An 11435-nucleotide genomic window follows, 5' to 3' on the forward strand; every position below is an offset into this window, starting at 1 on the left:
TGGCGAAGTCCGCTCGAACGGCCCGGACAACGACACCACCCGAGGTCGGCGTCGGATGTCGGTCAGAGCGTCGACGCGCTGAGCAGAACGTCCATCAGCTGCTTCTCGACCGCTGCGAACTGCGGCGTCGTGACGATCTCGAGCCCGCGTGGGCGGGGTAGCGTCACCTCGACCTGGCGTCGAACGTGGGCGGGTCTGGGGGAGAGGACGATCACGCGATCGGAGAGGTAGACCGCTTCACGGATGTCGTGCGTGATCATCAGTACCGTCCATCGAAACTCCGACCAGACCTGCTGCAACCAGGCCTGCATGTCGCTTCGCGTCAACGAGTCAAGCGCCCCGAAGGGCTCGTCGAGCAGCACTACCGATCGACCTTGAACCACCGTGCGCAACAGCGCCGCTCGCTGGCGCATACCGCCGGAGAGCTCGAACGGCCTGGCCGACTCGTACCCGTCCAGGCCGAAGACCGGAAACAGCTCGCGTGCCCGCGCACGCGCCTCCTTCTTGGCGACGCCCTGCACTTCGAGACCGAGGGTGGTGTTGTCCAATACCGAACGCCACGGAAACAACAGATCCTTCTGCGGCATGTAGGCGCACGGCGGTACCCGAACCGTGCCGGAATCGGGTCGGTCGAGCCCGGCGAGCATGTTGAACACAGTGCTCTTGCCCGAGCCACTGGGACCGATGATCGATACGAACTCACCAGGCTGCACCCCGAAGGAAATGCCGTCGAGCACAGGCTTTTCGCCGAACGACTTGGTGAGATCGCGAACATCGATGAAGGTGTCGGGTTCAGACATGAAGACCCACCGTACCGTGGCGCGCCCAAGGTGCGACGAACCGCTCCACCACAAAGGTGGAGACGAACAGGACCACACTGATCACGGCCGTCACGGCAACCGCGGCGAGAACCAGATCGGTACGAAACGAGTTCTTCTGTTGACTCATGTAGATGCCGAGCCCTGCACTGGCTCCGGCATATTCGGCAAAGATCGCGCCGACCACGGCGTAGGTGATTCCGATGCGAAGAGAGGTGAAGAACCGCGGAAGCGCCGACGGTAGCCGCACGTATCGAAACTGTTGCCAGCGCGATGCTCCCATGCTGGCCAGCAGCGATCGTGCGTCTCGATCGGCCGCCGCGAAACCCTCGATGAGCCCGATGGCCATCGGGAAGAACGTGGCCAGTGCGATCACCAGGATCTTCGGAAGCAGCCCGAAGCCGAACCAGATGATCAGCAGCGGCGCGATCGCGATGATCGGGAGCGTCTGCGATACGACGAAGAGGGGAACGAACGCGCGCCGCAGCCACGGCGAGAAATCCACCGCGATGGCCAGCAACCACGCCAGGGCCAGGGAGACCGCGAAGCCGACGAGGGTCACCTGCAGGGTCGCCGCTGCGTTCTCGGCGATCGCGTCGCGCTGCGCCCAACCCTGGACCACCACGCGGCTGGGGGACGGCAGCACCTGCGGCCGGATGCCGCTGATCTCGACATAGATCTGCCAGGCGGCGATGAGTAGGACGACGACGGTCAGCGCGGGCCACGCCCACCGTAGCGAGGCTCGGATACCGCTGAACGAGTAGGAACCTCGGTCAGCGGCTACCGACTCATCGATCGCCGAGGTAGTCATTGGTGAAGTACGTCGACCAGTCCGGCTCCGCAGTCAGAGGCGCGCCGTTCTGATCGGCCAGCACACCGCTGTCGTAGAGGAATTTCGAGTAGGCGGCCCACTTGTCGAGGCTCTGTCGTCCCACCTCGCCGTTGGAGTCCTTCATGTACTTCGCGGCGAGCATCTCCTGGCTCTCGAAGACGAGCGATTCGTCGGTGAAGGTTCCCGGGTTGGCGTCGATCAGATCCTGTGCGGCCTTGTCCGGATCGTCGGCAGCGAGCTGGTAGCCGCGCTGCAGTGCCTGCACGAACTTCCTCGCCTCGTCCGGGTGGGCGTCGAGCCACGGTTCGTTGCCGCTGATCGTGATGGCGTAGGCGTCGGGGAATCCGTAGTCGGTGTAGTCGAAGTACTTCATCGGAGTTCCGCTGTGCTCGGCCTCGATGCCTTCCCACGCGAAGTAGGAGACGGTGAAGTCGGCGGTACCGGAGTAGACCGCCTCGTACGCCGATGTGCCCAGTACGACCGTCTCGTATTCGCCTGTGCCGCCGTCGTTTTTGATGACCTGTTGCAGGCCCGCCTGTTCGCCGGACTCACCGAAGCCGGCATAGACCTTGCCGTCGAGTGCCTTCGGGCTCGGGATGTCGTCTCTGTCCGCACGAACTCCGATACCGGTCGCCCAGTGTTGGAGCGGCGCGAGGACCGAGACGGTCTGCGCGCCTGCGGAGGTGGCGAAGACCCCCGAACTCTGTGTGCTGATTCCGAACTCGGCGTTTCCGGCATCGACGAGAGTGTCTGCCGCGGTGTTGTTGTACGGGAGGATCTCCACGTCCAGGCCTGCGTCTGCGAAATAACCCTCTTGCAGGGCCACGTACAGGCCGGTGTGGTTGGTGTTCGGCGTCCAGTCGAGGGCGAACCGAATGGTGTTCGAGTCCGACGAGTCCGACGAGTCCGAGCAGCCCGAAAGTCCGGTCGTGGCAACGACGGCCGCCGCCAACGCGGCGAGAATCCGAGTGGTTCTCATGCGTACACCGCACTCTCGGCCAGGGGCCATGGGGTGGGATGTAACGCGCTGTCCCAGAACATCAATTCGTATCTCGATGCCACGACGAAGGCGTCGATCATCTGTTCGCGCTGCGTCGGCGTCGCGGCCGCTGCGGCGTCATCGACGAATGTCCTGGCGGCGTCGACGATGGCATGAAATTCCGGCGCGTCGTACGCGGCCACCCACTGCGCGTACGGATGCTCGGGATCTCGATCGAGAACGGCCTTCGCTGCACCGGAGAGTGAGCGGCCGACGTCGGCGTAGATCCAGAAGCACGGCAGAACAGCTGCTGCCGCAACAGGATACGGTTCGGTCGCCGCCGTCGCGGTCAGGTAGGACGTATAGCCCAGGCATGCCGGTGAAGGCTCGGGCGTCCGGGTCGACGGGGGCAGCGCTCCACCGTTCAGCATCGCTTCGTGCGATGCGGCCTCGTCCATCGCACTCGCGGCGGCGCTCGCCCAGAATGCTCCGACGACGGGGTTCGGTGCGTGTGATGCCAGCAGTGACAGCGATTTGACGTATCCGCCCAGATAGAGCGAGTCCTGTTCGAGATACCGACGGAACGCGTCGAGCGGAAGCGTCCCCGCCCCGAGGAGCCGAAGAAATTCGAGGTCGTCGATGGCACGTCGAATGTTCTCGGACGCATCCCACAGTCGATCGGTGAAGCGGACCGGGTCCGCAGATACAACAGGCGTCATCGCCTTGACATCCCTTCGTCAGCATTACCTGCATCAGGTTCGGCGGGTTTGATCTCAGCATCCGCATCGGCGGACACACCCCGTGTCAGAACGACAGTGACAGTAACACCGGTCACTCGATGGTGCTGCTGTTGCCCCTGTATCTGCGGTCCGGCATCACCCCAGCATGTCTTCTAGCTCCATACCCTTGGTCTCCCGGATCTTGGCCTTGACGAAGAAGAACGAGAGCGCGGCGAACAACGCGAACCCTGCGTAGATCACCCACAGGCCCACAGACGACGTCAGCGGCGGGAAGGCAAGCGTGACAGCGAAGTTGGCCATCCAGTTGGCTGCGGTACCGATGCCGAGTGCCATGGCGCGCATGCGGTTGGGGAACATCTCACCGAGCATGACCCACATGATCGGACCCCAGGTCGAGGCGAAGAAGATGACGAACAGATTGGCCCCGACCAAGGCGATCGCACCCCACGGAGCGGGCAACGTGACGTCGTCGCCGCTGCCGGTCGCTTGCGAGAACGCCACCGACGCCATGACCAGTCCGGCGAACATGCCGATCGAGCCACCCATCAGCAGCTTGCGCCTACCGATACGGTCGACGAACAGAATCGCGACGAATGTCATGACCACGTTGATCACCGCGGTGATGACGGAGGTAGTGAACGACTGATCCTCGGTGAAACCGACCGAACGCCACAGTGTCGTCGAGTAGTAGAAGATCGCGTTGATGCCGACCAACTGCTGCAGCACGGCCATGGTGATGCCCACCCAGACGATGGGTTGCAGGCCGAACTTCGGACCGCGAATGTCGGCGAACGACGAGCGCGACTCCTTGCGCAGCGTCAGCCTGATCTCGTGGATGCGCTCGTCCGGATGCAGTTCACCGGTGATCTCGGCGAGGACTCGGGCCGCTTCCTCGTCGAGATGCTGCCCGACGAGGTAACGCGGAGACTCCGGGATCAGGGTTGCCAGCAACCCGTACACGAGAGCGGGAACCACGCCGACCAGGAACATCCAGCGCCATGCCTCGATGCCGAACCACAGGTCGTTGGACGCGCCGTCGGCTGCGCCGGCGAGAAGGGCGTCGGACAGAAGAGCGGCGAAAATGCCGATGGTGATGGCCAATTGCTGGAGCGAGGCCAAGGAGCCGCGCCATTTGGCCGGAGCGATCTCGGCGATGTAGGCCGGGGCGATCACCGAGGCGATGCCGATTCCGAGGCCACCGAGTACGCGCCAGAGCATGAGGTCGGGGACGCTGAAGGCCAATCCCGAACCGATCGAGGAAATGACGAACAGGGCCGAGCCCAGCAGCATGACTTTCTTGCGTCCCCAGCGGTCTGCGAGGCTGCCGGCGAACCAGGCACCCACTGCGCACCCGATGAGCGCGATCGCGACCACGAAGCCTGTGGTGAACGAACCGAGGAGGAAGTGATCTTCGATCGAGTCGACAGCGCCGTTGATAACCGAGCTGTCGAAGCCGAACAGGAATCCGCCCACAGCAGCGGCGATGCTGACGCCGATGACCTTCGCTGTGTGGCGGTCCGAGGTCTGATTCATGAGTGATGCACCTTCCGGCCGCGCGCACAGGCGTCGGCCGCTGGGGAGACCGTACGGCAGGGATTGTCGTACCGTCCCCGGACATTACGCCTGGTTGTTTGCCGCGCGAACGAGACCGTCAACGAAGGTCGAAATCGTCGTCCGAGACGGTGAAACCGTGGCCGACCTGATCGGTGCACGTGACCCCGGTCTGCTCGTCGACGCTGCACTGGAGGCCGTTGGTGGAGCCACTTCCGGGGATTGTGAGCACTTCGCCGTACGGCAAGGCCGCCGCAGGGCCGTCGAAACGGTGGAACTTGGGATCACCCAAGCTCTCGAACTTCGCCGCAGACCCGGCAATCAGCTGCACAGCGTTGGGTTTCATCGCCGTTCCCGACGCCCCGCTGCCGGGAACCTCGGGTGCCGAATCAGGCAGTGACCCGTGGCATCCGGCGATCGAGGACTCGAGCACGGCGATACCGCACTCGAATTTTCCGCTCGGGCTCGTGAAGTAGTACCAGCCGGGTGCTTTGCCCGCGTAGTCCTGCGGTTTTGCCTGGGCTGCAGCAGGACTCGTCGGTGCCGCCGTGGTGGATGTCGGCGTGGTCGTCGTTGGGGTGGACGGTGATGCCGGCGCGGCGGAGGTGACGGAGGGAGCCGTGGTGATCGGGGTGGGGCGGTCGGTGATCACGGTCGCCATCGGGCCGTTGCCTTCCCCGCTCGAGCCGCAGCCTCCGAGCAGGCACGCCCCGACGATTGCCACTGCGGCACATCCGATTGTCTTCATCGTCGGTTCCTTCGCTCGCGGGCGTCGACGCTGTGCGTATCGTCGCCGAGGGGATGGTTGATGTTGGTACGTTGGGCAACGACCGAAGGGGAGGTTCCATGGACACCGCGTCTGACTCCGCTGCGTCCGATTCCACCGTGCTCGTGAGCACGCCCTACGGCGACGTTCTCGGCTATCCGGTCGCTGCCGATGCGTCGCCCATCGTGGCCTGGAGGGGTATTCCCTACGCGACGCCGCCGGTGGGCAAGCTCCGGTTCCGTGCGCCGCGTCCGTTGCAGCCCTGGTCGGGAGTGCTCGACGGCCTCGAGTTCGGTGCGATGGCTCCGCAGGGTCGCGACAGTCCGGTGCCGATCGATCCGTCGCTGTCGATTTCCGAGGACTGTCTCACGCTCAACATCTGGGCTCCCCGTCCCGGCGCGGAACTGCGGCCGGTGCTGGTCTGGATCCACGGCGGTGCGTACTCGCTCGGATCGTCCGCCCAGCGGGTCTACGACGGGAGGAACCTCAGCGAGAACGGCGACGTGGTGGTGGTGACCATCAATTTCCGGCTGGGCCCGTTCGGGTTCCTCGACCTTTCCTCGTTCTCCACCGACGAGCACACGTTCGAGACCAATTTGGGGCTGCGAGATCAGATTGCCGCACTGCAGTGGGTCCGCGAGTGCATCTCTGCGTTCGGCGGTGATCCCGATCAGGTGACGGTGTTCGGTGAATCCTCTGGGGGAGCGTCGGTCACCACGTTGATGACTTCTCCCAAGGCCGAGGGGCTGTTCCAGCGCGCTATCGTGCAGAGCGCGCCTGCGACCTCGGTGTACGGCCCCGACCGCGGAGCCGCGGTGGCGTCGAGATTCCTCGAATTGGTGGGCGTCGACCGGAAAGACATCGGCGAATTGTTCGACATGCATTTCACCAGGCTGGTCACCGCCGGCGACACGCTCTGTTACGAGATCCCGACGACAGTTCCTGGGACACTTGGTCTTTCGCCGGTCGTCGACGGCGATATCGTTCCGCGTTATCCCGTGGCTGCCTTCCAGAAGGGGCTCTCGCACAAGATCCCGTTGATCATCGGCACCAACCACGACGAGCCCTCGATCTTCCGATTCATGAAGTCTCCGTTGATGCCGATCACCTCGGACACCGTCTCCGAGATGTTCCGCGCCATCGCGCACGACCACGCGGATCTGCCGGCCTATCGTGTCGCCGAAATCATGGCGGCGTATCCGGACAGGGACAAACCCGCTGGAGCACAAGCTATTTCGCGGGACGCAGGATTTCTCATGCCCAGTCTGTGGATCGCCGACGCGCACAGCAGGCATTCGCCGACATGGATGTACCGATTCGATCATGCGACGCCGATGCTCAAGGCCGCACGGGTGGGAGCGGGACATGCGACCGAGCTGCCGTACGTCTTCGGCAACTTCGGAACGCTCAACCGAGACCCCACCTTCTGGCTCGGTGGCCGAAAGCCCGCGATGGCGGTGTCCGCGCGGATGCAGAGACGCTGGCTCGCTTTCGCGCGGTACGGTGTCCCCGCCGCGCTCGATGCGTCCAAGCATTGGGCTCCGTACACCGAGAAGACGCGCTGGACGCTGGTAATCGATGCATCCGACACTCTCGTCGACGACCCCGACGGCGACATGCGCGCGGCGTGGGGCGACCGCGTTCTCGGGTTCAGCTGACACGTCGTCCATGCAACGGAGTCGTTCCGCAGGCTCCACTCCTGCGCGTTCTGTCGCACGGACGTGGCTGACATGAATCGAACGTAACAGCAAGAACAGTGGTCGCTCGAGTCACACCGGTAACAATTGGATGTCAGCGCGCGGGAGTGGAGCCTGCGGAATGACCTGATCAGGCGGGTCTGTCGGTGGGGGCGGTTATGTTCGATGTGTGTTGATGTCGAGGATCGTCGAAACGTCCCGTGCAGTGTCGGCGACGCGTTCGCGCAAGATCAAGATCGGGCAGATCGCTGCCCTGCTCGCCGAGGCCGAGACCGACGACATCGAGCCCGCTGTGTCGTGGCTTTCGGGGGAATTGCCGCAGGGGCGGATAGGAGTCGGCTGGCGCACCCTGGCCGATCTCGACGTGGCGGCCGCTGCCGACTCGACGCTGACGGTTGCCGAGGTAGACGAGGCGATATCTTCGGTCGCGGCGACGTCGGGGGCCGGTTCTGCTGCTCGGCGGGTAGCGATACTGACCGACCTGTTCTCGCGCAGCACAGCCGAGGAGCGTCGGTTTTTGATCCGGCTCGTCACCGGCGAGCTGCGTCAGGGCGCGCTCGAAGGAATCATGGTCGACGCTGTTGCCGCGGCCACGAACCTGCCGCAGGCACCGGTGCGTCGCGCATTCATGCTCTCGGGTCGTTTGACTGCGACGGCCAATGCCGCCATCAGCGGTGGCGTCGACGCGCTCGATGCATTCCGGCTCGAGGTCGGTCGCCCGGTCCGTCCGATGCTTGCCTCTCCCGCGGAGTCTCTACACGCTGCCTGGGAACAGTTGTCCGGCGACCTCACCGTCGAATACAAGCTCGATGGTGCGCGAATTCAGGTGCACCGCTCCGGAACCGACGTGAGCATCTACACGCGAACCCTGCGCGACATCACTGCGAGTGTGCCCGAGTTGGTGGAACTGGTTCTCGCGCTGCCGTGCGATTCGGTGGTCCTGGACGGGGAGACCCTCGCGCTCGACGACAGCGGACGGCCGAGACCGTTCCAGGAAACGATGAGTCGGTTCGGTGCGGAGAGTGCACACGAGCTGCTGCTGCAGCCCTACTTCTTCGACTGCCTGCACCTCGACGGCGCGGACCTGCTCGATGCCCCGCTGGAGCAGCGCCTCGCCGCACTGGACCGGGTAGCGCCAGGGCACCGAATTCCGAGTGTAGTTCGGCCCGATGCGGACGCAGCAGCGGCCCACTTCGACGCTGCACTCGACGCCGGGCACGAAGGAGTCATGCTCAAAGCGCTCGGTGCGACGTACGCCGCAGGCCGCCGCGGAAAGAGCTGGCAGAAGGTCAAACCCGAACACACCCTCGACCTCGTCGTCCTCGGAGCCGAGTGGGGATACGGGCGTCGCACCGGTTACCTGTCCAACCTGCACCTCGGAGCTCGCGATCCCGACGGCGGTGACCCGATCATGGTCGGTAAGACATTCAAGGGCCTGACCGACGTTCTGTTGCAGTGGCAGACCGAGGAATTCCCGAAACACGAGCGCGAGCGCGACGAGCACACGGTGTACCTGCGTCCCGAGCTGATCGTCGAAATCGAACTCGACGGTGTGCAGGTCAGCCCGCGCTACCCGGGCGGCGTGGCCCTGCGATTCGCGCGAGTACTGCGGTATCGCCCCGACAAGGACCTCGCCACCGCGGACTCCATCGACGCCGTGCGCGCACTCCTTCCACACTCGTGAAAACAGTCCCGACGATTAATACATACGAAACCGGCCGAACGACCCCGTAACACGGCGCAAAATATTCTCGAGGGTGCAAGCCAGCGAGAGATGGAGTGCCAATGATGTCCACAGTTCGAGCTGCTCTGGTCCAAAGCAAGTGGACCGGTGACAAAGAATCGATGATCGCGGCACACGAGGGGTTTGCTCGGTCCGCCGCCGAGCAGGGCGCGAAAGTCGTCTGCTTCCAAGAACTTTTCTACGGTCCGTACTTCTGCCAATTGCAGGACGCGAAATTCTACGAATATGCCGAATCGGTACCTGGGCCTACCGTCGACCGTTTCGCCGCGTTGGCCAAAGAACTCGGCATCGTGATGATTCTGCCCGTGTACGAGCAGGAACAGCCCGGACTTCTGTACAACACCGCTGCCGTGGTGGACGCCGACGGCACCTATCTCGGCAAGTATCGAAAACACCACATCCCCCACGTGAACGGATTCTGGGAGAAGTTCTACTTTCGCCCCGGCAATCTGGGGTGGCCGGTGTTCGACACCGCGGTCGGGCGTATCGGTGTCTACATCTGCTACGACAGGCATTTTCCGGAAGGTTGGCGGGCGCTCGGTCTTGCCGGTGCCGAAATCGTCTTCAATCCGTCGGCCACCTCGCGTGGATTGTCGAACTATCTGTGGAAGCTCGAACAGCCCGCTTCGGCCGTCGCCAACGAGTACTACGTGGGCGCGATCAATCGAGTCGGAATCGAATCCGAATACGGTGACGACGATTTCTACGGGACCAGCTATTTCGTGGACCCCGAAGGCAAATTCGTCGGCGAAGTGGCGTCGGATACGGAACCCGAAATAATCGTGCGTGACCTCGACATGGACCTGCTCAAGGTGGTACGCGACCGGTGGGCCTTCTATCGTGACCGCAGGCCCGACGCATACGGACCGCTGGTGCAACCCTGATGGCCACCACCTTCGTGCACGGCGGAACCGTGGTATCCACCACCGGCGCACAGGAATTGGATGTGCTCATCGACGGTGAGAGCATCGTCGCCGTGCTGGCACCAGGATCGGTCTCCCTGGCCGCGGACCTGAAGACCTCGGCGGACGTCGTCGTCGACGCGACCGGCAAATACGTCATTCCCGGTGGGGTCGACGGACACACGCACATGGAGATGCCGTTCGGCGGTACGTTCGCCTCCGACACCTTCGAAACCGGAACGCGCGCAGCCGCATGGGGCGGCACGACGACGATCGTGGACTTCGCGATTCAGACACCCGGTCAGCGCGTCCAGGACACTCTCGCGCAATGGCACGACAAGGCCGCGGGGCAATGCGCTGTCGATTACGGCTTCCATCAGATCATCGGCGATGTCACCGACGATTCGCTGAAAGCCATGAGCGAGTTGGTATCCGAGGGCGTCACCAGCTTCAAGCTGTTCATGGCCTATCCGGGCGTGTTCTACTCCGACGACGGCAAAATCCTGCGCGCGATGCAGTCCGCCGCCGAAACGGGTGCACTGCTGATGATGCACGCGGAGAACGGCATCGCGATCGATGTACTCGTCGCTCAATCGATCGCGCGTGGAGACACGGCCCCGTACTTCCACGGCACGTCGCGGCCGTGGCAGCTCGAGGAGGAGGCGACGCATCGAGCCATCATGTTGGCCGACGTCACCGGTGCACCGCTCTACGTCGTGCACGTCTCGGCCAAGCAGGCTCTGGAACAGATCGCGCAGGCCCGGGGTAACGGGCAGAACGTGTTTGCCGAGACATGTCCGCAGTACCTCTATCTCTCGCTCGAGGAACAACTCGGTGCACCGGGCTTCGAAGGTGCCAAATGGGTCTGCTCGACGCCACTGCGGTCGCGAGCCGAGGGACATCAAGACGAGTTGTGGCGGTACCTGCGCACCGGTGACGTGTCGACCGTCAGTACCGATCATTGCCCGTTCTGTATGAAGGACCAGAAGGAGATGGGTGTCGGCGATTTCTCCAGGATTCCCAACGGGATCGGTTCGGTGGAACACCGCATCGATCTGATGTTCCAGGGAGTCAAGAGCGGCAAGATCACGCTCGAGAAGTGGGTCGATGTCTGCTGCACCACTCCGGCCAGGATGTTCGGGATGTATCCGAGGAAAGGCGTCATCACTCCGGGTGCCGACGCGGACATCGTGATCTACGATCCGAACGGACACACCAGCATCGGCGTCGACAAGACCCACCACATGAACATGGACTATTCGGCGTACGAGGGTTTCGAGATCGACGGGCATGTCGATACCGTGATCTCGCGTGGCCGGATCATCGTCGACGGTGGATCCTATTCCGGCACTGCGGGACACGGCCGATTCGTCCGACGCGACCTGTCTCAGAATCTGATCTGAGCC

General features: G+C 63.6%; 10 protein-coding genes and 1 riboswitch. Of the genes, 4 read left to right on the plus strand and 6 right to left on the minus strand.

What is annotated here, in order from left to right; translation table 11 throughout:
* Positions 1-62 precede the first annotated feature (62 nt).
* The 6 genes from R4P47_RS17760 to R4P47_RS17785 all read right to left on the minus strand — a co-directional run bounded on the left by R4P47_RS17760 (position 63) and on the right by R4P47_RS17785 (position 5668).
* Complete coding sequence (locus R4P47_RS17760) at positions 63-800, minus strand: ABC transporter ATP-binding protein (RefSeq protein WP_317785322.1); 738 nt, start codon at positions 798-800, stop codon at positions 63-65.
* The gene (locus R4P47_RS17765) at positions 793-1629 is read right to left on the minus strand and encodes an ABC transporter permease (protein WP_317534181.1); all 837 of its coding nucleotides are present in this window, start codon (positions 1627-1629) and stop codon (positions 793-795) included. The genes R4P47_RS17760 and R4P47_RS17765 overlap by 8 nt, the downstream gene beginning before the upstream one ends.
* Entirely contained in the window at positions 1607-2629 is a 1023-nt protein-coding gene (locus R4P47_RS17770) for an ABC transporter substrate-binding protein (RefSeq protein ID WP_317785323.1), read from the minus strand. Before R4P47_RS17770 ends, R4P47_RS17765 begins: the two co-directional genes overlap by 23 nt.
* Positions 2626-3348, minus strand: coding sequence for a TenA family protein (locus R4P47_RS17775; protein ID WP_317785324.1), 723 nt, complete (start codon positions 3346-3348; stop codon positions 2626-2628). The genes R4P47_RS17770 and R4P47_RS17775 overlap by 4 nt, the downstream gene beginning before the upstream one ends.
* Positions 3342-3441: riboswitch (TPP riboswitch) on the minus strand. Its footprint overlaps the gene before it by 7 nt.
* A gap of 63 nt (positions 3442-3504) precedes the next feature.
* Positions 3505-4902 (minus strand): sugar porter family MFS transporter, encoded by a 1398-nt coding sequence (locus tag R4P47_RS17780; RefSeq protein ID WP_094638610.1) that lies wholly within the window; start codon positions 4900-4902, stop codon positions 3505-3507.
* A 118-nt stretch (positions 4903-5020) separates the two neighbouring features.
* A complete protein-coding gene (locus R4P47_RS17785) occupies positions 5021-5668 on the minus strand; it encodes a hypothetical protein (protein ID WP_262498626.1) in 648 nt (215 codons plus the stop codon).
* A gap of 98 nt (positions 5669-5766) precedes the next feature.
* Between R4P47_RS17785 and R4P47_RS17790 the strand changes: the two genes are divergently transcribed.
* From R4P47_RS17790 to hydA, 4 genes are all read left to right on the plus strand, one after another.
* Complete coding sequence (locus R4P47_RS17790; RefSeq protein ID WP_269595602.1) at positions 5767-7344, plus strand: carboxylesterase/lipase family protein; 1578 nt, start codon at positions 5767-5769, stop codon at positions 7342-7344.
* A 208-nt stretch (positions 7345-7552) separates the two neighbouring features.
* Positions 7553-9067 (plus strand): ATP-dependent DNA ligase, encoded by a 1515-nt coding sequence (locus tag R4P47_RS17795; RefSeq protein ID WP_317785325.1) that lies wholly within the window; start codon positions 7553-7555, stop codon positions 9065-9067.
* A 104-nt stretch (positions 9068-9171) separates the two neighbouring features.
* Positions 9172-10011 (plus strand): nitrilase-related carbon-nitrogen hydrolase, encoded by an 840-nt coding sequence (locus R4P47_RS17800; RefSeq protein ID WP_197477958.1) that lies wholly within the window; start codon positions 9172-9174, stop codon positions 10009-10011.
* The gene (hydA, locus tag R4P47_RS17805) at positions 10011-11432 is read left to right on the plus strand and encodes a dihydropyrimidinase (protein WP_149408067.1); all 1422 of its coding nucleotides are present in this window, start codon (positions 10011-10013) and stop codon (positions 11430-11432) included. Before R4P47_RS17800 ends, hydA begins: the two co-directional genes overlap by 1 nt.
* The last annotated feature ends 3 nt before the right edge of the window (positions 11433-11435 follow it).

It is taken from the genome of Rhodococcus sp. IEGM 1370 (assembly GCF_033142325.1).
GTDB lineage: Bacteria > Actinomycetota > Actinomycetes > Mycobacteriales > Mycobacteriaceae > Rhodococcoides.